The sequence below is a fragment of the Caballeronia sp. HLA56 genome, assembly GCF_054655155.1.
This window is the reverse complement of sequence record NZ_BAAHOB010000001.1, coordinates 1192393-1215466: the sequence shown is the minus strand read 5'-3', so window position 1 is coordinate 1215466 and position 23074 is coordinate 1192393. Positions and strand designations below refer to the sequence as shown.

Below are 23074 nucleotides of genomic sequence, written 5' to 3'. Positions count from 1 at the left end.
CAAGCGTATTTCTGTTCGAGCGCTTGGTCGCAAAGTTGCACAAGGGCTTTGAGTTCCTTGAGCGGAATCGCGACGGACTGCATACGCAGCCTGTCTGCACGATCAGCGAGTTCTCGCACACGTTCGATCGTCGGGTCGTTTGAGTTCATTCCGGTCCTCACCCTGCCTACCTGATGTTGTTACTAATACGATATCGGCTCAAACAATTGGCGTCCGTGCGTTTCGACACATACAAAAACGCAACTTTTGCAGTAACGGTGCGTCGTCGAACGGAAATGTGGGAGCGTGAATCGTCTGGACATTAGGTAGAAGTGGCTAACCGTGCACCGCATGACGGAGCCGTTTAAAGCTCGTCATGCCGATGCAATCGTGCCTTGTGCACGATTCACGCCTGGTCAGGAACCGGCGCTTTCCGGCATGGCGCGCCGGAGCAGGGGTACGCCCTGGAAGTGCAGGGTGCAGAACATCGCGGTGGCAATCGACGTCTCGACGATCAGCACGGTGGCTGCCGCGCCTTGCTCGCCGAAGAGTCTGGCAAGCACGGCGAGAAGACCGAAGTTCAGAACAGCCGAAGCGATGAGTACACGGCTGAATTGCGCCTTCATGCCGAGTGGAAGCATGGTCTGAACGCCGAAGAGGTCGGAGAGGCCGGCCATCAACGGGACGAATGCCATCCAGCGCAGCACGTCGACGGTCGGCGCGAACTGGGGGCCATAAAGCAGTTTCACGGCAAGCGGCGCGCCGAAGAAAATGCATACGGAGATGAGCGAGACGATCGACCCTTGCAGCACGAACATCTTGCGCAGAAAGGCGAAGGCGTCATCGCGCGCATGATGCATGAGGAAGCTCACGCGCGGATAAGCGGCCGTCTTGAGCGGCTGAAGCATGTTCAACGCCGCGCGAATCAGCTTGTCGCCGGCCGCGAAGTAGCCGCCCGCCACGTTGCCCGCAATGAAGGTGAGCAAGACGATATTGCTCGATGCATAGATATCGACGAGCGAAGTGGCCATGAACACGCTCCATCCTTCCTTGAGGCGCGTGAAGATGGTCGGCAGCGATACCGGCACGAAGTCGAGTTCGCGTCGAAAGTACAAATACGTGCAAATTGCGATGCCCGAGCACAACGGCACGAGCGTGTTGACGGCCATGGCGATATCGACATCGCCGCGATGACGCACGAAGACGTACATCGCCGGAATGCTCAAGGCGCGTCCGATGAATACGAATACGCTGATCATGCCGAGGTCTTCCACGCCCTGGAAATACCACGTGGGAATGAGCATGGAGCCAACCGCCATGCCGAAGCCCAAGAGCAGCAAGTCGCGGTTTTCCGCAAGATACGGCACGATGAACGTCACCGCGAGCAGGATGATGAAGCCTGCAAGCGCAAGCACGCTTTGCGTGAGGATGGTTTCCCAGAAGACCTGCGAGCGCATGGCGCGGTCATCGCGATTGATCGAGACTCTTGGTGTCGCCGTCAACGAGAAACTGTAATTCGTAAGCGTGATGAAATAAGCGGAGAAAGCGAGTGCGAACGAAAGGCGTCCATATTCGCTGGGGCCGAGTACGCGCGCAAGCCACGGCAGCGTGAGAAGCGGCGCAAGGTATGTGGATACCTGCAACGTCATCAGAATGGTGAAGTTCTTTCGAAAAGATGCCATGTAACGATAGGTTCCGGCTTGAGCGCTGACTGATCGCGGTAACGCAGTTTGCGGCCTTGTCGCATGTTCGCCCGTTTAAAAGGGCATTGCATGACAACGCGTGTAACGAATCGTTTCGTCAGGCGCATGCGCCACTTCGAGCGCAGCAAGACCAATGGGGTTAGACACATCCTCGCCTTGGCCTCAGGGCAAAGGAGCGCAAGTATGAACGACATGAACCGCTCTCGAGCGGTAAGCCCACGCGAAGCGGTTCATGTTGTCGTGCCGGACGTATTTAACAATAAAAAAATTTATTCGTCAGTGGGTTTGCACACGCACACTGCCGGCTACTGCTTGACTATTGGGCGAGCATCGCGCTAGCAATCTCGCTCTCGCTGTTCACTGTCTGGTCCAGAAGCGTGTCGTGTCGCTCGATCACGAGCGGCGGCAAGCCGATGAACCGTCGCACGACGTTACGCGTGATCTGATCGACGACGACATGGCTCTGCGCGCTCGTATTCATGAGAACGCGCGCCCAGTCCGTGGTGCCGCCATTGAACACTTCGCCTCGTTCCGGCGAGCCATTCGCATCGGGCTTGAAGACGCCCATTGCGCCCGCGCCGCCGACATCCCAACCCGTGAGCTTGACGGTATCCGCAAGCGTCACGAAGCCATTCGCGACAGGCGGCACGCCATCCACTTCATAGCCTACGAGACGATCTTCCGCGCCGAACGTCTGACCTTCTCGCAAGCCGGTGCCTGCAAAGACCCAGTGATTTGCCTGACGCACCGTAAAACCGATCGCTTCGCGCTCGCGTCTGATCCATCCGCCGCGCAAGCGTTTCCATTCGCCGTATTTTCCGCCGCCGTAACCATAGCTCAGGCCGATGAGATTCGATTCATCGTGATCGGGCCATTTCTCGGCAAGCCGGTTCATGATCTTGAGATCGCCTTCGATAGGCGCATCGCCGAAATCGACCGGACGGAAGCACGTATTGCCGCTGAAGACCGCGAGGTTGCCGCCTTGCGCGATGAAGCCCGCCACGCGCTCGCGCATCTCCGTGGTCCAGTATTCGTGATGCCCCACGCTCAACATGCAGCGGTAGTTCGCGAGCTTGAGATCCGTGCCGCGATGCAGATCGTGGTCGGTGTAGAAGTCGCAAGCAATTCCTTCCGCCTTGAGCCAGCGAATGAACTTCGCATCCCAATGCGTGAATTGCTGGCGCGGCGAGCGCGAATCATAGGGATCGTTCGGCTCGCCGAGTTGCGCGCCAAGACCGCCGCCTGGCCGACGAAGACTCACACGTGTCGCGGGCTTCGTGCGATGAATCGGGTCGCCGTAGTAACAGCCGCCGCCGATGGAGTTGTATGCGTGATACGTGTTGATCGGCACGATATACGCGATATCGGCGGAAGGCTTGCGCGGCCGCGCGATGACGAGCGCCATGCTGTCGCTGTCGGGCGGTCCCGCGAAGATCGGCTTGTGCGTGGCGGCGCGTCGACCGAGCTCGGTCAGGGGCTCGCCCTTGCCGCCGACTTCATACGCGATCACCACATACGCGCCCGTTTCGAGCGACGCCGTGTTCGGCTTGATGGTGATGGTCGGCCAGCCCCAGTCTTCGTCGAAGCGCACGGGCGTCGTGCGGCCCGGCGACTGGAACACGTACTTGCCGTGCTTGAGTTCCGCCGTAACGGCGCCGCCTGCCTGAACGGCCACGCCGCCCACGCTCGTCAGACTCTCGTCATGCCCTTGCCGATAGATGGCGATGGAAAACCGCGATCCCGGTTGCACGGCGATTTTGAACGGTTCGCCAGCGGTGAAGCCGGGCTTGATCGGATAGATCTGCATCAGTGCGCCTTTATACGCGGAGTCATCGGTTGCCTGCGGGCATTGCGCGCGGCGCGGCGGCGGGCGCGCGAAGTTCCATGCCCAGCACGCGTTTGATCAGGCGCTTGGCGAGAAACAGGCGGCGGTCCGCGGCAATCTTCTTGTGGAAACGCAATTCCTTCAATTCTTCGCCGCGCTGCGTCGCGAACACGCGATATCGCTCCGCCGTGGCTTCGATCGCGCGGATCGCATCGTCATAGGCGCGGGCATCCACACGCGCGGCCTGGTGGCACGCATAGCCGAAAATCTTGTGGAACATGGCGAGCCAGAAGGCGTCGTACGGACCGCCATCGCAGCGTTGCAGCGTTTCTTCCGCGCAGATCGTGAGGCTCGTGACCGTATAGGTCGTGGCCTTGGTCGTGATGCTGCCCGCGCGGCGGCGGTAAGAATACAGTTCGTCGGCCAGACGATGCAGCGTGCGGGCGCGCGCGTAGACGAGCGGAATGGCGGCGGCGTCTTCGTACACGCGGCCTGCCGGAAACTCGATGCCGTCCCACAATTCGCGCTTGTAGACACGCGCGGCCGGGAACACCTGATACACGTGCGCGAAGTCGAGCAGCGCGTCGAGATCGCACGTGCGCGAGCCGATGGTCGAGCGGTCGATCAGCTTCACGTTGTCGATCACCTTGCCGCCAGAATTGATGATGCCCACGTTGAACTCGATTATGTCCGCGGCTTGCGCGTCGAGGAGCGGCATGATCTTGGCGGTGAAATCCGCGGACCAGACATCGTCGGAATCGAGAAAGCCGATATAGGGCGATTTCGCTTCTGCAATCGCGCGATTGCGTGCGGCGGAAACACCACGGTTTTCCTGGTGAATCACCTGAATCTGCTTGCCATGCGCGCGCTTCTGCACTTCGAGAATGCGGGCGAGTGTCTGGTCGGTGGAACCATCGTCGATAACGATAAGTTCGATCTCGTCGGAGCGCGGCTGCGAAAGCGCGGATTCCAACGATGCGGCTATAAAGTGCTCGACGTTATAGGCGGGAATGATCACCGACAGCAAGGTTCTGGGGGTGTCGCTCTCGACGCGTGTCATAGGCTCGTGTCACCGGATTAAGTTTTAGTTGAAGCCACCGTGGCCGCGGCCGGCGTTCGAGGGCCGACAATAAAGGTCGACCAGCCGTCCATACGTAGTCTCCTGACAAATGCTATAGGCAGTTGTAAGCTTGGAATGTTCGCCGACGCACGCATGAAATTTCCGCTTCTTCGCAAACGATTTCCGTATCTTCAAGCGCGATTTCGTGCATCGCTCTGCAAAACCTGCTGAATCCTTGTCAGGCGCGGATAATCAGCTTAGAGCGAGTAAAAGACACGCGTGTTTCAATTGCTTCTCGCAAATGGCGGGTATAGCGGATGAGAGCGTTGGTTATCCGCGATATCGGCCATATGAATTGCACTGACTGTATATCGGCGCGGTTTCGCAATGGTTGAATCCGGGACGCATGACGCCCTCGTTTTCTTCGCACGTCCGTGCACGCCAATTGCTGGAATTGCCCCGTAGTTCGTGAGCAAACAGAGCCGTTCGTGCGGCAGGCGCTCACCTATAATGGCCTCTCGGAAGACCCGCAGGCTTGGCCTCGCGCGACGCGCTCCTGGTGACCGGAACGCCGCTCGCGACAGAACCTCAACACCGATCCACGCAAGGACCCAAAACCGTGACCACGTCATTTTCCAGTACGGTCGAGCCCGGAGACACTCAGTCCTTCGATACGGCCGTCGGCGGAAACGATGGCTTGCTGGTGCTCGATGCGGCCCAACGCTGCCTCAGTGCCGACGCCGTCTTCTCCCATCTCTTCGATGTCGATTCCACTGCGCTGCGCGGACGCGCACTCGCCGATCTCCCGCTGCCCGCTCCGTTGATCGCGTCGCTTTCGCTTGCAGCCGATGCCGCGCTCGCGGGCAACGGCGCCCGGCGCGCGCAGGTCAGCATCGAGGAGGACGATTCCACGCGAGTCTTCAACATACTTGCGCTGCCCGTCGCCGAATCCGTGACGCTGATCGTCTCGACCTGCGCGAACGCGACGGGTGCTAGCGACAACGCAGCGCGCATCGCGCATCTGCGAGCCGAAGCCGCGCTGTTCATGCGCGATCACGTGCTCTCGGTCGTATCGCACGACTTGCGCGGTCCGCTCAACGCCATTCATAGCTGGGGCTATGTGCTCGAGCGCAAGGTCGATGCAAACGACCCCGCCGCCCAGCGCGCGCTCACGGGCATTCGCTCGGGCGTCGAACAGCAGGTCAAGCTGATCGAACAGTCGATCGATACGACGCGTGCCGAAACCAAGGCCGTCGCGCTTGCCATCGCGCCTGCCGCCGCGCGCGCTCTTCTCGAGCGTGGCGTCGCGCTCGCACGCGAGGCTATCGGCGAGCGACGCGGCGTGAGCATCACGCTCGACTCGCCGCTCGTGGAAGAACAAGTGGAAGGCGACGCCGATCGGCTCACCAACGCGCTCTGGCTCATGGCGGCATTCGCCACCGAAGCAAGCGCGCGCGACACGACGGTGCAGGTATCGAGCAACATCGAAGGCAGCACGTGGCGCACCGACGTGCGCTTCACGGTTGCGGCGTCCGCATTGACCGATGCATCGGCCGCGCATGTACTCGAGGCATTCGCGCGCAGACAGGCGCTGGAGCCGCGCGAAGCCGGCCGCATTGCGTGGGGCCTTGCGCTTTGCAAGCGCATTTCAGAGGCGCATGGCGGCGCGTTCGAGCACACGGATATCGTCAATGGTGCAGCCGTCACGGCCACCATGCGTATTCCGGTGGCGGGAATGTAATTGAGGACGTAAATTGACTTTCGTTTGCCTGTCGCCCATATACTGACGCTTTCCACTTTCGAAGAGAGTTGCTTTGGCTCAGGTTGTCGCGCTGGTCGGCGCATTGTTGCTCGTTGCCCTGAATGGTTTTTTCGTCGGGGCGGAATTCGGGCTCGTCAAGTTACGGGCGACGCGCGTGCAGGCCATCGCGCGGACCAACGGCCTGCCGGGGCGTCTGCTCGCGAAGGTGCATAGCCAGCTGGACGCCTATTTGTCCGCGTGTCAGCTGGGCATCACGCTCGCGTCGCTGGGGCTTGGGTGGATAGGCGAACCCGCGTTCGCTTCGCTGCTGCATCCGCTGTTTGCGCTCATCGGCGTTCAGTCGGAAAAGCTCGTCGAGTCCGTGTCGCTCTTCTTCGCGTTCTCGGTCATCTCGTTTCTGCATATCGTGGTCGGCGAACTCGCGCCCAAGTCGTGGGCCATTCGCCGTCCCGAGCAAGTCGGCCTGTGGCTCGCCACGCCGCTCTATGGCTTTTACTGGGCCATGTACCCGTTCATCTGGGTGCTCAACTCGAGCGCGAATCTCGTGTTGCGGCTTTTCGGCATGTCGGCGGAACACGGTCACGACGCCCACTATTCCACCGACGAACTCAAGCTCATTCTGCGCGGGCGTCGTCTTGGCGGGGCGTCTTCGTATAACGCGGACGAGTGGAACACCATCGCGCATTCGCTCGACTTCAGCCGCATGACGGTGTCGGACTTGATGCGTCCCGCGCACGAACTCGTCGGCCTGCGCAACGACTTGCCCATGCGCGATAACTTGACCGTGATATCGCGGCATCGCTTCAGCCGTTATCCGTTGTTCGCGGATGCTTCCGGCGAACGCGTGCTCGGCATGATCCATCTGAAGGATTTGTTCCTCGCGGGCGACGGCGAAGCGCGCGGCTTCAACTTCAGCTTTTCGAAGGATGCCGAAAAGATCGAAAAGCTCGCGCGCCATGTCCGTCCCGTGCAATACGTCGCGCCCAATCTGTCGGCGCTGGAACTGTTCCGGCGCTTTCGCAAGGGCGCGCCGCATTTCGCCATCGTGGGGCGCAAGGGCGCGAAGCCCATCGGCTTTATCACGCTCGACAATCTGCTGGGCGCACTCGTCGGTCAGATTCACGACGAATTCCGTCAGGGCGACGCCGACTGGTCGCGCATGGACGACGGCACTTTGATGGGCAAGGGCAGCTTGCCGGTGGTCTCATTGGAACGCGCGCTTGGCATCGATATCGACGAAGGCCGCGCGGAATCCGTCGGCGGGCTCGTCATCAATGCGCTCGGGGACTTGCCGCAGGAAGGGCAGCGCGTCGAGTTCGACGCCTTCGACATCGTCGTCAAGAAGATGAACGGGCCGCGTATCGTGCTGGTGCGGGTGTATCCGCGCGAGGAAGAGGTCGAGCACGCCGAGTAGTAGCGCAGGCAAGGGCGGGGCGCGTGGTGAGAAGCGCGCCCGCCTCAAGTCTCACTAACTCATGCCTTGATTATGCGCAAGGCACGCCTTCTTCAACGAGCAAGGCTACGGGCATCGAAGCCAGCGCATCGCGCAGGAACAGCTTTTCGCCGTCCGCCTTCGGCGCATTCGGGCTCAGCCAGTCGAAGAGCGCACGGGAACGCAACGCTTCCGGAAGAATGACCGCCGTATCGCCCCAGCTTTCCGCCTTGACGAGCGGCACATTGCTGCCAGCAGGCAGCAATGGCGCGGCGAGCCGCGTGGCGATCACGATTGCGTAAGCGCTACCGGCATGGCGCGCGTAAGCGATCACGCGGTCAGCATGTTCGCCCTCGATGGCGAGCGGCACATACTCACCTTGCGCAAAGAGCGACTCGCAATGCTTGCGCAACGCGAGCGCACGCTGCACCACCGCCAACTTGATGCGCCCATCGCGCCAGTTGGCGAGTTGCTCCGAAGGCGGACCTTTCTGGTCCACTTCCGCAAGCCACTTGCGACGCAATTCGAAATCGACCGGGCGGCGATTGTCAGGGTCCACGAGACTGAAGTCCCAAAGCTCCGTGCCTTGATAAAGGTCCGGCACGCCCGGCGATGTCAATCGCAACAGAGTCTGCTGCAGACTGTCGATCACGCCCAGCGGCCCGAGCCGCGCCACGAAAGCCGACAACTCCTGCAAAAAGCCATTGCGCCGCTGCGGCGAGACGATATCGAAAAGGAAGTCGCGGCAGGCATTTTCATACGCCTCGTCCGGCGCGAACCAGCTCGTGCGCAACTTGGCTTCGCGCAACGCCTTCAACTGCCATTGCGCGACGCGTTCGGCCAGCTCCTGGACGCCCGCTTCGTCATCCGGCGAGAGCGTGAGCGGCCAGCATCCGACGAGCGTCTGGTACAGCATCGCTTCGGCGCCGGGGCCGGGCGCCCAGTCGTCGCCGGCATCGGCACCACGACGCAACGGCGTGTTCAGCGTCGACCATTGCTTGAGCGTGGTCGCCCAATCTTCCGGGATCTCGCTCAATGCCGCGATGCGCGCGCGCACGTCTTCGCCGCGCTTGTGATCGTGCGTCGCGGTGCAAAGCATGGCGTGCGGGAACGCGGCAAAGCGTTCCTTGTTGCCCGCGTGGAAATCCTCGACGGACAAAGAAAACTCGCCGGGGTCCGCGCCCACTTCGTTACGCGAGATGAGCCTTCCATAGCGATAACACGCCGTGTCTTCGACCGCCTTTGCCGCAACCGGCGATGTGAGCTGCGAAAACAGCGTCTGCGCCGCACGCCGCTGCGATCCGCTCGACGGCTGCGCGTTTTGCGCAGCCGTCGCCTGACTCTGGTTCCGGTCGCGTCCACGTTCGGCGGCGCGCTCACGCGGGCGTTCCGCGCGCTCGGCCGGTGGCGTGCTGACCGGCGCTTCGTCGGGCAACTTGCCGCCGAGCCACTGCGCCACCTGATCGAGCACCACATGATCCGCACTCGAAAGCGATGCGCGCGCGGCATTCAGCGCTTGCGAGAAGTACTTCTCATCCTCGGCGCTGCGCACGCTGCTAACGGGATAGATGCGATACACCGGATACTGAATCACCAGTTCCGCGACCACGCGACGGATCGACGTGAACGTGAAGTCGCGCGTGTTGTGCGAGTCGCGTGCAATGCGATGCAGCGCGCGCGTCACGCGATCCAGTTCCGCCGATAAGTTTTCCGCGAGAATCTTGCGGCGCGCGGCGAGCGCTTCGTCGGCGAAGCTCGCGCTTCGGCCGGTGATATCGGCCCACAACGCGGCGAGCGGCTCGGCGCCTGCCGGGTCGTGCAGCAGCGCGCCGACATCGTTCATGAAGTCGTAGCCCGTGGTGCCATCCACTTGCCAGTCGCGGCGCAGCGGTTCGCCGCGCGCGAGAATCTTTTCGACGACGAAATACGTATGGCCGTTGCCATGCCGTAAAGCCTCGGGCCGTTGCGCGGACAACTCTTCGAGCCGCGCGCGCAGGCGTTGGCAGTACTCGCGCGGTTCGGCAAGACCATCGACGTGATCGATCCGCACGCCGTCGATCAACCCTTCGGTAAAGAGCCTGAAGATGAGCGCGTGCGATGCCTCGAACACTTCAGGCCGCTCGACGCGCACGCCGCCGAGCGTGCTTACGTCGAAGAAACGCCGCCAGTTCACTTCGTCGGCGGCCGTACGCCACCATGCGAGGCGATAATGCTGCCGTTCGAGCAGACGATGCAGCCGCTCGCGTCCAACCGGCGTGTCCGGCGAATGCGCGGCGAGAATCGCTTCGATCGCGGCCTTGCCGCCTTCCGTTTGAGCAATGGTCGCGAGCGCATTGCGCGCTTCGGCCGCGCGCGGCTGATCGGCAGGCTGCGTCGTCAAGCCGGAGAAACGGTGCGCGAGTTCCGGCGCTTCTTGCAGCACGACCGGGTAATCGACCGGACAGATCGGGAACACATGCGCGTAGTACTCCACCACGAAGCGTCCTTCATCCGGCCGATACGCGAGCTTGATCTTGCCGCCCTGCAACTCGTCGCCATAGGAAGCACCGAGAAACGGCGCGAGCACCTTGCCGCGCAATGCAGGATCGGGCGAATGCCAGTCCACGTCGAAGAAGCGCGCATGCGCCGCGTGACGTCCCCATTCGAGGATGTCCTGCCACCATGCGTTTTCCGAACCGCCCACGCCCATGTGATTCGGCACGACATCGACGATCAGTCCCATGTCGTGCGCGCGCAGCTTCTCGACGAAGCGCCGCAGGGCTTCCTCGCCGCCCAGCTCCGGATTGACCTTCGTGTAGTCGACGGTGTCGTAGCCGTGCGTGGAGCCGCTCGTCGCGGTCGTGATCGGCGACGCATACGCATGACTGACGCCGAGCGAAGCGAAATAATCCACTTGCGCCGCGGCGTCGTCGAAAGTGAAGTCCTTATGAAGCTGGAGCCTGAGCGTGGAACGCGGAACGGTCATGGTGAGTCGGCTGGTTTGGGTGAATCAACATTGTCGGATTGCGTCGAACGCTTGCGCGCGGCATCCACCGCGAGCAGTCGTTCGGAAAATGCGTCGTCGAGAAACAGTTCCTCGACAGGCGCGGCAAGACGGCGCCGCCAGTTCGGATGCTCGTCGATCGAGCCGGGCAGATTCGGCTGTTCAGCAAGCCCAAGCAGATCTTCGAGCGGATACGTGACGAGCGGCGCGGGCGTCGCGGCCACGAAAGCGAGCGCTTCATCCACGGGCGCTTCCTCGACCGGAGGCGCATCGACATCGGACGGAGCAATACCCGCTTCCTGGAAAGCGCGCCATAGTAAGCTACGATCGGCGCCGCGCTCTTCCTGCGCTACTTCCACCGCATCACGGCCGTCTTCGCGCGCCGCCGTCTGGCCGATCTTCGAGCGCCACACGATATCCTCGCCGCGCCACCATCCGGTGACGGTCGGCAGGTCGTGCGTGGTCGTGGTGGCGGTCACGCCGCTGTCCCACTCGCGCGGCGGCTTGAAGCCGGGGCCATCCACTTCGCGTTCGAACCACAGCACTCGTATGCCAAGCAAGCCGTGCTCCTGCAAGCGTTCGGTGAAGCCCGGCGGCACGGTTCCGAGGTCTTCGCCGACGACAATCGCGCGATGCCGCCACGATTCCAGCGCAATCAGCCGCAAGAGGTCTTCGAGCGGGTAGCGCAGATAGGCGCCGTCTTTCGCGCTTTCGCCTTCGGGCACGAGCCACAGCCGCCTCAGCCCGAGAATGTGATCGATACGAATGCCGCCCGCGCGCGCGAACGCGCAACGCAACATGTCGATGAACGCCGAGAAGCCTTGCGTGCGCATGGCGCGGGGCGAGAAGGTGGTGAGTCCCCACGACTGCCCGGCCTGATTGAAGAGATCGGGCGGCGCGCCGACCGACACGCCTGTCAGCATTTCGTCGCGATACGACCATGCATGACTGCCCGCGCTGTCGCATCCGACGGCAAGGTCCGCGACGAGTCCGACCGCCATTCCCGCGTCGCGCGCCGCGTGTTGCGCGTGCAGCAGGCCTTTCGATGCAAGCCATTGCGTGAAGAGAAAGAACTGGACTTCGTGGCGATTGGCTTCGGCGAATGCGGCGACCGCATCGCTGCGCGGATCGCGCAGTTCGGCTGGCCAGTTGCGCCAGTGGCCTTCGCCGTTTTCCGCAAGCTGCGCTGCCTGCAGCGCTTCGAAGCGTGCATGATCTTCGAGCGCGCGCCCGCCTTCCTCGACGAACGAAGCGAAGTCTTGCGCCAAAGGCGATGCGCTGTCGGCCGAGAACGTCTCGAAGAGCGCGCGCAGAATGGCCAGGCGCGCTTTCATGGCGCGCGGCCAGTCGATGAGCGGCAGCGCTTCGAGTTCGGCGAATTCATCCGCCACACCGGCTTGTTCGATCGCGGCGCGCGCGGCGGCCGCGCCGAACACGGCGGCGGGATCGACGTGCGCGATGTTCAGAAAGAGCCGCGACGAAGGCGAATAAGGACTGAACTTGTTCGGCTCGGCGCTGAACATGGCGTGCATCGGACTGATGGCGAGCGCATGAGCGCCGCGCTTCGCGCTCTGCGTCGCGAGCGTGGCCAGCGCCGTGAAGTCGCCGACGCCGCCATCGCCCAGACGGCGCAAACCATAGACTTGCGCGGCGACGCCCCAAAGCGGCGGCGCGGTTTCAGCGGCGGCTTGGTCGGTTGCGTCGTCGAGCGCGAGCCACGCATCGTCGATGGTGTAGCAGCGCGCGGGCGCTACCGCCAGCGTCGTGCGATGGTCGTTGATGACGAGCGTGTGATAGCCCGGCTCCGATATCGGCGAGAGCAATGCGGTCTCGCCTTTAGGCGCGGTAAAACGCCCGTCGATAACCTCGCCGCTTTCCAGTTCGATGCGATAGCGCACGCCCGACTTCGCCGCCGACACCGGCAACGCAATGCCGCGATCCACTTCCGCCGTGATGAGCGGCGGCAACTTGCGGCCGCTCATTTCGGCATCGACGGCGGCCATGCTCTGCTTGATCTGCGAGGCGTTGCCACACGGCAGGCCGAGCTTTTCGAGCAGAATGCGCAGCGTCGTTTCCGGCACGCGCTGCATCGCCTTGTGCGCGTTCTGCCATTCGACTTCGAAGCCCGCGCGTGCGGCGAGCGTTTCGATGGGCGACATTTCGCCCGTGGTGCTTGCAGTGGCGCTCACGTGCGGGTTCCTTGTGCATGGGCGAAGCCGTTGACATCGCCGCTGAGCCACGCGATAAAGCTGCGTCCGCCGATTTCGCCCGCGCTCGCGCCATCCTGCGCGCGTGCCGGCGTCTCGAAGATGACCTTGCCCTTCGGCGCTTCTTCAAGCGTGGCCGGCGCTTGCCCGAGATTGAGCGCGATGGTGAGCGTTTCGCCATCACCGAGCTTCCAGCTTGCGAGCACGGCCTTGTCGCCGAGCACTTGAGCGCCGAGCGACTTCGAGCCCTTCAGACGCGGCGCGATGAGTTTCGCACGCACGGCCAGCGCCGACTTGTAGAAGTGCAGCCAGTCGAGGCGGTCGAGTTCGTCCGCTTTGCCTTCGACGTTCGGCGACGACATCGCGAACGTGCGCTTGTCGTTCGGGTCGGGAATCTGCGCGCGGCGCTTTTCGTCGGTGAATGCGGAGAACTTCGCGAATTCCTTGCGGCGTCCTTCGCGCACGGCATCGGCGAGTTCGTCGTGATAGTCCGTGAAGAAGAGGAACGGCTGCTTCGAGCCGTATTGCTCTTCCATGAACAGAAGCGGAATCTGCGGCGACAGCAGCAAAAGTCCGGTCGCCGCGTAGAGCGAGGCGTCGTCGGTGAGCGAGCGCAGGCGTTCGCCCATCGCGCGGTTGCCGACCTGATCGTGATTCTGCAGGAACATCACGAACGCCGTGGGCGGAAGATGCGAACTCTTCTCGCCGCGTGGCTTGCCGTCGTGAATCTGCGATGGATCGCCCTGATACACGAAGCCTTCGCTCAAGACGCGTGCGAGCTTATCCGTGGGCTTGTCGACATACGCGCCGTAGTAGCTCTCGTCCTCGCCGGTCAGAAGCACGTGCAGCGTGTTGTGCGCGTCGTCGTTCCATTGCGCGTTGAAGTGCGACTCCAGCAGATTGGCCGTGTTGTGTTCGTTCTCGAGCACGAGGTGAACATGACGGCCCGTTTCCACGGAACTGCGCACGCGGTCCGCGAATTCGCGCAGCCATTCGTCGTCGTTGATGGCGTGCACGGCGTCCAGACGCAAGCCATCGAAGCGATATTCGTTGAGCCAGTACAGCGCGTTATCGAAGAAGAAGTCGCGCACTTGCGGACGCTCGAAATCGATCGCGGGACCCCAGGGCGTATCCACGCCTTCGCGGAAGAAGGTTTTCGCATATGCATGCAGATAGTTGCCGTCCGGGCCGAAGTGGTTATAGACCACGTCGAGGAACACCATGAGGCCGAGACCGTGCGCAATGTCGATGAGCTTCTTCAGTTCATCGGGATGACCGTAGGCCGAATCCGGGGCGTAGGGCAGCACGCCGTCGTAACCCCAGTTGCGCGTGCCGGAGAAGTCGTTCAGCGGCATGAGTTCGATAGCCGTGACGCCGAGCTGCGCCAACTCGTCCAGACGCGCGATAACGCCCGCATAGCCGCCCATCGCGCCGACGTGCACTTCATACAGCACGGTGTCTTCCCACGGCCGGCCGTGCCAGTCGGTATTGGTCCAGCGATACGCGCGCGGATCGACCACGGCGCTCGGGCCGTTCACGTCTTCCGGCTGATAGCGCGATGCCGGGTCGGGCACCGCGAGATCGGCATCCAGACGATAGCGATACAGCGTGCCCGCGCCGCCATCGGCTTCGACTTCGAACCAGCCGTCACCGGCCGGCTGCATGTCGATGAGCGCGGGCGCGGCATCGCCTTCGCGCTGCAACTCCAGTTGCACGCGGTCGCGCGACGGCGCCCAGAAACGGTAGCGCGTGCGCGGTACTTCGCGCGCCGCGCCGGTCAGATGCGCGCCGAAGGGAAGGCAATGCGCGTGGTGATGCTTGTGCGGATCAATCGGACGTTCGGACATGATTTCGAGCCTGGTGTACTGCGGGATATGCCACTTTTCTGTGCGCCGCGCGAGCCGTGGTGAATCGCCTCATTGAGCCGAATCGATGCCCGGCGGTCGATTTGCCGGAATGGTGCCCGGATCGGGAGGCAGCGCGGTCAGAAGACGCGGACCCTGATGTGCGCCCGCCATCCAGACCGCCTGCCAGTCGGCGTCGCCGGTCGGTTGCGCGAGCAGCACGACGATACTGTGCGCCGCGACCTCCAGTTCGCTGCCGACGAGCGGCCGCTGGATGGCGTCGGGCTCAGCGCTATCCAGGAGCACGTTCCATTCCAAGTGAGGCGGAGGCGGCGTGAAGACGAGGTTCTGCCCCGAGCCATTGATGAGGAGCAGGATCACGTCGATCTCGCCGTCGAGTCCCGGCCCCGCCCGGCGCAAGGTCAGCGCGCGGCCCTCAGGGTCCTGCCATGCCTCGATGGCGAGCGCGACGCCGCGTTCGTCGAACCAGCTCACATCGTAAAGACCGGGCAGCACTTCGCGGTCGCCGTAGAGAAAGCGCGTTTCCCGCAGAACCGGGTACTTTTTGCGCAGCGCGACGACGCTTGCGACGAACTCTGTCATCTCGCGGCCTTCGGGACTATGCGCCGCGGCCCAGTCGGTCCAGGAAATGTCGTTGTCCTGGCAATAAGCGTTGTTGTTGCCGTTCTGCGTGCGCAGGAATTCGTCGCCGCCCAGCAGCATCGGCGTGCCGAGCGACAGAAGCGTGGTCGCGATCATCGAGCGCGCGAGGCGATTGCGAACGGTGCGGATCGCGGGATCGTCGCTCGGGCCTTCCACGCCCCAGTTCGCGCTGCAGTTTTCATTGTGCCCGTCGCGGTTTCCCTCCTGATTCATCTCGTTGTGCTTTTCCGAATAAGCGGTGACGTCGGCGAGCGTGAAGCCATCGTGCGATGCCACGAAATTCACCGATGCCCACGGCTTCCGGAAGCGCCGGTTGAAAAGCTCGGCCGAGCCGGTGAGCCGCGCGGCGAGGTCGGGGCGCATGCCCGAATCGCCGCGCCAGAAGCGCCGCACGCCGTCGCGGTACTTGTCGTTCCACTCCGCGAAACCGGGCGGATGATTGCCGACCTGGTAGCCGTCCGGCCCAATGTCCCACGGCTCGGAAATGAGCTTGCGCGTCGAGAGAATCGGGTCCTGGCGAATGGCGTCGAAGAAGCCCGAGCCGGGATCGAAACCGTGCCCTTCGCGGCCCAGCGTCACGCCGAGATCGAAACGGAAGCCGTCGATATTGAACGCCGTGCACCAGTAGCGCAGCGAGTCCATGACCATTTGCAGGACACGCGGATGCGACAGGTTCACGGTATTGCCGCAACCGGTTTCGTTGATGTAATGCCGCTCGTCGCCGGGAATCAGACGGTAGTAGCTTGCGTTGTCGAGCCCGCGCCATGACACCGTGGGCCCCAGTTCGCTGCCTTCGCAGGTGTGGTTGTAGACCACGTCGAGAATCACTTCGATGCCCGCCGCATGCAGTTGCCGCACGGCGATACGCATCTCGTTCAGCCGATGCGTCGAAAGATACGAAGGCTCGGGCGCGAAAAACGCCGCCGTGTTGTAGCCCCAGTAGTTCTTGAGACCGCGTTCGACGAGAAAGCGGTCGTTGAGAAACGCGTGCACGGGCAGGAATTCGACGGCGGTGATGCCGAGCTTTTGCAGATGCTCGATGAACCAAGGCGACGAGAGCGCGGCGAATGAACCGCGTTCGTGCTGACGGATATCGTCGCGCAGCATCGAGGCGCCGCGCACGTGCGTTTCATAGATGATGGTTTCGCCCCACGGCGTGTTCGGGCGATTGTCGCGCGACCAGTCGAAGGCGTCGTCGGTGACGATGCATTTAGGCATTGCAGGAGCGGAGTCGCGGCGATCCATCGACATGTCGAGGCGATTGGAATGCACGCGATAGCCGAAGAGCGCGTCGGACCATCGCCACGGGCCGACGAGTTTCTTCGCGTAGGGATCGAGCAGCAGCTTGTGCGGATTGAAGCGATGACCATGTTGCGGCTGATAGGGGCCATGAGCGCGAAAGCCGTACACCGTGCCCGGATGCGCGCCGGGCAGATAGCCGTGCCACACTTCGTCGGTGCATTCGGGCAGATCGAAGCGCATCAGTTCCTTGCGGCCCGTGCTGTCGAAGAGACACACCTCGATGCGGTGCGCATTCGATGAGAACACCGCGAAGTTGACGCCCAAGCCGTCCCAGTTTGCTCCCAGCGGGTAGGATGCGCCGGGGAGAAGTTTTTCGGGGAGTGCGTTTGCCATTTGGTCGGGGTTTTTGCCCTTGCCGGGCTGGTGGGTTCTGGTTCTCTGAAGGGTTGTTTCTTGCCCGTGCTGATGAGTCGTTGAAATTGAGCCGTTAGCTTGCAGCGTTCTCAGTAGCCGCCGGGGAGACGGTTACCGAACAAAAACGCAAGCCAGCGGCTCGACTTTCCCGAACGCTCAAGAAAAAAGAAACCGCCAGCAAGGCCCCATAAACGCCTAGGCGGAAGAAGACACGAACAAACCAGCGCGCCTCCTTCCGCAACGCCCGGAAAGAACCGTCAATCGGCCCGCAAAACAATGGTAGCCAAAGGTGGCAACGTCAACGCGGCTGACTGCTCCTTTCCGTGCGAAGGGTAATCATCCGCATGAATGACCCCGCCATTGCCCATATTGGACCCGCCATAAATCCCGGCGTCGGAATTGAGCACCTCGCTCCATCGCCCGCCACGCGGCAAGCCGATGCGATACCCCTGGCGCGGCACGGGCGTCATATTGCAGACGACCACGAGTTCGCGCCCTTCGGCATCCGTCCGCCGATAGGCAAACACGCTATTGCCGCTGTCGTCGCCGACGATCCACTCGAAGCCGCGCGGATCGCAATCCAGCTTATGCAGCGCCGCTTCGCCGACATACAGCAGGTTCAAATCGCGCACGAGTTTTTGCACGCCGCCGTGATAGGGATCGTCGAGCAAGTGCCAATGCGGCGTCGCGTCGTGGTTGAACTCGGCAAACTGCCCGAACTCGCCGCCCATGAACAGCAGCTTCTTGCCCGGATGCGTCCACATGAAGCCGAAGTAAGCGCGCAAATTCGCGAACTTCTGCCAGAGATCGCCCGGCATCTTGCCGATGAGCGACCCCTTGCCATGCACCACTTCATCGTGCGAAAGAGGCAGCACGAAGCGCTCGGAGTACGCATAGACCATCCCGAACGTATAGAGGTGATGGTGATACTGCCGATACACCGGATCTTCCTCCATGTAGTGCAGGGAGTCGTGCATCCAGCCCATGTTCCACTTGAAGTCGAACCCGAGACCGCCGCTCTCGACGCTTGCCGTCACGCCCGGCCAGGCCGTCGATTCCTCGGCGATCGTGATCGCGCCCGGCGTGTTCGGGATATACCGCACTTCATGGTTCAGACGCTTCAAGAACTGGATCGATTCGAGATTCTCGCGCCCGCCGTACATGTTCGGCACCCATTCGCCTGCCTTGCGCGAATAGTCGCGATACAGCATCGACGCCACGGCATCGACCCGCAAGCCATCGACGTGATAGCGCTTCAACCACGCAAGCCCCGACGCGAGCAGGAACGCGCTCACCTCGTTGCGGCCGAGGTTGTAGATCATCGTGTTCCAGTCTTGGTGATAGCCCTCGCGCGGATCGGCGTGCTCGTAAAGCGGCGTGCCGTCGAACTGCACGAGGCCGTGCGCGTCGTTCGGAAAATGCGCCGGCACCCAGTCGATGATCACGCCCAGCCCCGCCTCGTGCGCGCGATTCACGAACTCCGCGAACTGCTCCGGCGTGCCGAAGCGCGCGGACGGCGCAAACTGGCCAAGCGGCTGATAACCCCACGATCCGCCGAACGGATGCTCGGCAATCGGCATGAATTCGAGGTGCGTGAAGCCCATGCCCTTCGCGTACGGAATCAGGCGCTCGGCAAGCTCGTGCCAGTTCATGCCGCGATTCGCATCTTCGGGCACGCGCAGCCACGACTCGGCGTGCGCTTCGTAAATGGTGATCGGCGATTGCGCCGTCTGACGGCTCCCGCGAGTCTCCATCCATTCAGCGTCGGTCCATGCATAATGGTCGATGGCATCCGCGTCCGCCACTACCGATGCCGTCGATGGCGGCTTCTCGCTCTGCATCGCGCACGGGTCAGCTTTCAGCGGCAGCGTATGGCCGTCGCGCGTGACGATCTCGTACTTGTAGCGCGTGCCCGCGCCGATGCCCGGCACGAACAGTTCCCACACACCCGCGTTGTGACGCAGGCGCATTGGATGACGGCGGCCGTCCCACGTGTTGAAGTCGCCGACCACCGAGACACGCCGTGCATTCGGCGCCCAGACCGCGAAGCGCGCGCCCGCCACGCCGCCATGCGTGACCGGACGCGAGCCCATGCATTCGAGCACCGCGTAAGGGTCGGCGGCCGAAAGGCGGTTGAGCCAGTCTTCGGAGAGAACGGGGCCGAAGGAATACGTATCGTGCGTTTCCTGCGGCGTGCCATGCCAGTCGATTTGCAGACGATACGCCGCCGGCCGCTCCACGAAGCCCGCGAACAGACCTGAATCGTGAATGCGCGCGAGATGGCCGAGCACTTCGCCGCTCGCGGCATCGACGACATTTGCGCCCGCCGCGTTCGGCAGGAACACGCGCACCACATGCCCGAGGTCGGTCTGATGCATGCCGAGGACCGAGAACGAATCGGGATGGCGCGCCTCGACGATGGCGTCGATGTCGAGCGGACTGAGGCCGTGCGCCGGGTTTCGGGTATCCGCTCCTGGATCGCTACGATTATTCATGGTGGGTTCCATCCGGATTGTCCTTGGTGGCGTTGAACACGGGTCGCGTGCCGGGCGCGGGCGGAACGCCCGTGTCGCCAAGCAGGCGGCTCGCGAGCGACGCGAGGCCCCGCAACGGAAGGCCGATCCAGGTCGGCCGGTTCGCTGCTTCGTAGCGGATTTCGTAGGCGGCCTTTTCGATCAGGAAGAGATCGAGCAGGGCCGGGAAGACGCTTTCGCCGGCGATCGGCTCGGGCGATTCCGCAATTGCTGCCACGTACTCGCGCAAGAAGCTTTCCTCGGCGAACGCGCGCAGTCGCTCGAACAGCGCGCGCTTGCGGTCGGCGGTTTGCGCGGGCGCATTTTCCGTCGTCGGTTGCGCGGCGGCGCTCGCATACGAAAGCGAGCGCAAGAGACCGGCGACATCGCGCAGCGGGCTCGTCTTGTTGCGGCGTTCCTCGAGCGGACGCGCGGGCTCGCCTTCGAAGTCGATGAGATACGCATCGCCCTGAGCCATCAGCACCTGACCCAGATGGAAGTCACCGTGAATGCGGATGCACAACGCATCGGCATTGTCCGAGACGAGCTTCTTCACTGCATCCACCAGCATGTCACGGCGATCGAGCAGACTCTGCGCGAGGAAGCGGTCGTGCTCGCTGAAATCGCCGATCTTCTGCGCGAGGATATCGAGCGCCGTTTCCAGCAGTTGCAACGTGCCTTTCAGCCAGCCCTGGACGTCTTCCGGCGTGGCGCGGCGCGGTGCGAACGCTTCGTCGTCGGTCGGCGAGGCAAGCGCCACATGCAGTTCGCCGAGCCGCTTGCCGATGATGCCCGCAATGTTGCCGTAGCCGATAAAGCCTTGCTCCTGCGCGTCGCGCTCGGGCGTGTGCTCTTCGGAGTCGAACGTGACCGCGAGTTCATCCACCGTGCGGCGCAGATAGTCGAGCGCATAGTTCCACGCATCGCCCTGATTGTCGATGAAGCCTTGCAGAATGACGAGCGTGTGCGGCACGCCTTGCGGATCGACACGCACCACTTCGCCATACAGCGGGCCGGTGTTCGCGTAGCCGAGCTTGGTCAGATAACGGCTCATCTCCGCTTCCGGGTGAATGCCGCCAACCACGCGCCGCACCAGCTTCAGCACCACCGTGTCGCCGATCACGAGCGAGCTATTGCTCTGCTCGGCGGCGAGCCAGCGGATCTCCGGCGGCTCGACCGGATTGAAGTCGAGTGCATCGAGCCGTTCGGTCGGAATGAAGCGGATCTCGCTTTTCTGCACCGTCGGCACGACCGCGCGTTCCTTCAGTTTGCGCAATATGCCGTAGGTGAAGTTCGGCACAGCGAAGGCATCGGTGATATGTCCGATCACGCGATTCCGCCGCGCTCGCGCCAGCGCGAGTTGCATATAAAGCGGCGAGGTCGTTTCCGTGCCCCACGCAATGGAAAGCGGCAGCACGTAGCGCTCGGTGTGATCGCCGACATCGGCTTCGATTTCCGTGAACGCAAAGCCCGCGCCTTCGATAGTCGTGAGCGCGGCGAGACGAACCGCATGCAGCTTCTGATCCTTCGACGCAAACCAGCGGCGCTTGCTCAAATACGAAGGCAGCACTTCCGATTCGAGCAGACGCACGTTTTCCGGCGTCGGACCGGTTTGACCGGCGCGAATCACCATCGTGACGAATTCGGGCAGTTGCTCCGAAGGCGCTTGCGACCAGGCCGGACGCATGTTGCCCGGGCAAAGCTGGAACCACAGGAAGCCGTAGGGCGGGAAAGTCAGCAGATACGTCAACTGACCGATGGCCGGGAACGGCGAATCCGCCGTCATTTCCAGCGGCACGGAGCCGGCGAACTCCGACAGATCGAGTTCCACCGCTTGCGGCGCGCGCGACAGGTTGGCCACACAGAGAATCGGCGGCTCGCCTTCGAGCTCGCGCAGATACGCCAAGATCTTGCGATTATTCGGCCGCAGAAAGCGGATCGTGCCGCGGCCGAACGCGTGCTTCGAGCGGCGCACGGCCAGCATCTTGCGCGTCCAGTTCAAAAGCGAATGCGGATCGCGGCTTTGCGATTCCACGTTCACCGCGTCGTAGCCATACAGCGAACCCATCACCGGCGGCAGCACGAGTTGTTCTGGGTCGGCGCGCGAGAACCCGCCGTTGCGGTCGGACGACCATTGCATCGGCGTACGCACGCCATCGCGGTCGCCGAGGTGGATGTTGTCGCCCATGCCGAGTTCGTCGCCGTAATAGATCACGGGCGTGCCCGGCATCGACAACAGCAGCGAATTGATCAGCTCGATACGGCGGCGGTCGCGCTCCATCAGCGGCGCGAGCCGGCGTCGAATGCCGAGGTTCAGACGCGCGCGGCGGTCGCTTGCATACGTGTTCCACAAGTAGTCGCGCTCGGAGTCCGTGACCATTTCGAGCGTGAGTTCGTCGTGGTTGCGCAGAAAGATCGCCCACTGATTCGTCACGCCCAGGTCCGGCGTCTGCCGCATGATGTCGGTGATCGGGAAGCGGTCTTCGCTCGCAATCGACATGTAAATGCGCGGCATCAACGGGAAGTGGAACGCCATGTGGCATTCGTCTTCATCGCCGAAGTATTCCTTCACGTCTTCCGGCCACTGGTTCGCTTCCGCGAGCAGCATGCGGTTCGGGTACTCCGCGTCGATGGTCGCGCGAATCTTCTTCAGGATCTGATGCGTCTCGGGCAGATTCTCGTTGTTGGTGCCCTCGCGCTCGACGAGATACGGCACCGCGTCCAGCCGCAACCCGTCGATGCCCATGTCCAACCAGAAGCGCATCACGCTCAGCACTTCCTTGATGACCGCCGGGTTGTCGAAGTTAAGATCGGGCTGGTGCGAATAGAAGCGGTGCCAGTAGTACTGACCCGCGACTGGATCGTGCGTCCAGTTGGACGGCTCCGAGTCGATGAAGATGATGCGCGTCTCTTCGTACTTCTTGTCCGTATCGGACCAGACGTAGTAGTTGCGATGGTTCGATCCCGGCTTCGCACGACGCGCGCGCTGAAACCACGGATGCTGGTCCGAAGTGTGATTGATGACGAGTTCGGTGATCACGCGAATGCCGCGCGCGTGCGCTTCCTGAATGAAGCGGCGGACATCGCCGAGCGTGCCGTAGTCCGGATGCACGTTGCGATAGTCGGCGATGTCATAGCCATCGTCGCGGCGTGGCGACGGATAGAACGGCAGCAGCCAGATCGCATCGACGCCAAGTTCCGCGATGTAATCGAGCTTCGCGAGCAGGCCGGGAAAATCGCCGATGCCGTCGTTGTTCGCATCGAAGAACGACTTGATGTGAACCTGATAAATGATCGCGTCCTTGTACCAGAGCGGATCGTCGCTGACTTGCGAAGTCTTGTTGCGCTTCACCCTTGTATCCACGGTTTGCTCCATGCGCTTTGCGGGCTTGCTGCCGCCCTTGTTTTTGGTTCGCGGCGTCTCGTAGGTCGCCGGATGAGTGCATC

At 62.6% G+C, this 23074-nt stretch carries 11 protein-coding genes; 2 read left to right on the top strand and 9 right to left on the bottom strand.

Going from position 1 to position 23074, the window contains the following annotated elements; all coding sequences use genetic code 11:
* Positions 1-395 precede the first annotated feature (395 nt).
* The 3 genes from ACYQ47_RS05550 to ACYQ47_RS05540 all read right to left on the bottom strand — a co-directional run bounded on the left by ACYQ47_RS05550 (position 396) and on the right by ACYQ47_RS05540 (position 4567).
* Positions 396-1661: a flippase gene (locus tag ACYQ47_RS05550; RefSeq protein WP_250509828.1), complete on the bottom strand. Its 1266-nt coding sequence runs from the start codon at positions 1659-1661 to the stop codon at positions 396-398.
* Positions 1662-1998: 337 nt separating this feature from the next.
* A complete protein-coding gene (locus ACYQ47_RS05545) occupies positions 1999-3489 on the bottom strand; it encodes a N,N-dimethylformamidase beta subunit family domain-containing protein (protein WP_459904705.1) in 1491 nt (496 codons plus the stop codon).
* 22 nt (positions 3490-3511) lie between these two features.
* Positions 3512-4567 carry a glycosyltransferase family 2 protein gene (locus ACYQ47_RS05540; protein WP_459904704.1) on the bottom strand — a complete coding sequence of 352 codons (1056 nt, stop codon included), beginning with the start codon at positions 4565-4567 and terminating at the stop codon, positions 3512-3514.
* 619 nt (positions 4568-5186) lie between these two features.
* On the opposite strand from ACYQ47_RS05540, the gene ACYQ47_RS05535 reads away from it, so the two are divergent.
* Positions 5187-6308 (top strand): histidine kinase dimerization/phospho-acceptor domain-containing protein, encoded by a 1122-nt coding sequence (locus tag ACYQ47_RS05535; protein ID WP_459904703.1) that lies wholly within the window; start codon positions 5187-5189, stop codon positions 6306-6308.
* A 73-nt stretch (positions 6309-6381) separates the two neighbouring features.
* Positions 6382-7743 carry a hemolysin family protein gene (locus ACYQ47_RS05530; RefSeq protein WP_250509831.1) on the top strand — a complete coding sequence of 454 codons (1362 nt, stop codon included), beginning with the start codon at positions 6382-6384 and terminating at the stop codon, positions 7741-7743.
* A 70-nt stretch (positions 7744-7813) separates the two neighbouring features.
* Here ACYQ47_RS05530 and treY read toward each other — a convergent pair whose 3' ends face one another.
* From treY to treS, 6 genes are all read right to left on the bottom strand, one after another.
* Positions 7814-10726 (bottom strand): malto-oligosyltrehalose synthase, encoded by a 2913-nt coding sequence (gene treY / locus ACYQ47_RS05525; protein ID WP_459904702.1) that lies wholly within the window; start codon positions 10724-10726, stop codon positions 7814-7816.
* Entirely contained in the window at positions 10723-12903 is a 2181-nt protein-coding gene (gene malQ, locus ACYQ47_RS05520) for a 4-alpha-glucanotransferase (RefSeq protein ID WP_459904840.1), read from the bottom strand. The genes treY and malQ overlap by 4 nt, the downstream gene beginning before the upstream one ends.
* A 26-nt stretch (positions 12904-12929) precedes the next feature.
* Entirely contained in the window at positions 12930-14798 is a 1869-nt protein-coding gene (treZ, locus tag ACYQ47_RS05515) for a malto-oligosyltrehalose trehalohydrolase (protein WP_459904701.1), read from the bottom strand.
* A 69-nt stretch (positions 14799-14867) separates the two neighbouring features.
* Positions 14868-17093 (bottom strand): glycogen debranching protein GlgX, encoded by a 2226-nt coding sequence (glgX, locus tag ACYQ47_RS05510; RefSeq protein ID WP_244829148.1) that lies wholly within the window; start codon positions 17091-17093, stop codon positions 14868-14870.
* 278 nt (positions 17094-17371) lie between these two features.
* On the bottom strand, positions 17372-19609 hold the full coding sequence (gene glgB / locus ACYQ47_RS05505) for a 1,4-alpha-glucan branching protein GlgB (protein ID WP_250466498.1): 2238 nt from the start codon (positions 19607-19609) through the stop codon (positions 17372-17374).
* Positions 19602-23003, bottom strand: coding sequence for a maltose alpha-D-glucosyltransferase (gene treS / locus ACYQ47_RS05500; RefSeq protein WP_250493120.1), 3402 nt, complete (start codon positions 23001-23003; stop codon positions 19602-19604). Before treS ends, glgB begins: the two co-directional genes overlap by 8 nt.
* Positions 23004-23074 lie beyond the last annotated feature (71 nt).

What these genes read in the sequence shown, in the direction of transcription:
- glgX (WP_244829148.1), bottom strand. Translation starts at nt 17,093, where the DNA reads ATGGCAAACGCACTCCCCGAAAAACTTCTCCCCGGCGCATCCTACCCG.
- malQ (WP_459904840.1), bottom strand. Translation starts at nt 12,903, where the DNA reads ATGTCGCCCATCGAAACGCTCGCCGCACGCGCGGGCTTCGAAGTCGAA.
- treY (WP_459904702.1), bottom strand. Translation starts at nt 10,726, where the DNA reads ATGACCGTTCCGCGTTCCACGCTCAGGCTCCAGCTTCATAAGGACTTC.
- treS (WP_250493120.1), bottom strand. Translation starts at nt 23,003, where the DNA reads ATGGAGCAAACCGTGGATACAAGGGTGAAGCGCAACAAGACTTCGCAA.
- treZ (WP_459904701.1), bottom strand. Translation starts at nt 14,798, where the DNA reads ATGTCCGAACGTCCGATTGATCCGCACAAGCATCACCACGCGCATTGC.
- ACYQ47_RS05540 (WP_459904704.1), bottom strand. Translation starts at nt 4,567, where the DNA reads ATGACACGCGTCGAGAGCGACACCCCCAGAACCTTGCTGTCGGTGATC.
- ACYQ47_RS05550 (WP_250509828.1), bottom strand. Translation starts at nt 1,661, where the DNA reads ATGGCATCTTTTCGAAAGAACTTCACCATTCTGATGACGTTGCAGGTA.
- ACYQ47_RS05545 (WP_459904705.1), bottom strand. Translation starts at nt 3,489, where the DNA reads ATGCAGATCTATCCGATCAAGCCCGGCTTCACCGCTGGCGAACCGTTC.
- glgB (WP_250466498.1), bottom strand. Translation starts at nt 19,609, where the DNA reads ATGAATAATCGTAGCGATCCAGGAGCGGATACCCGAAACCCGGCGCAC.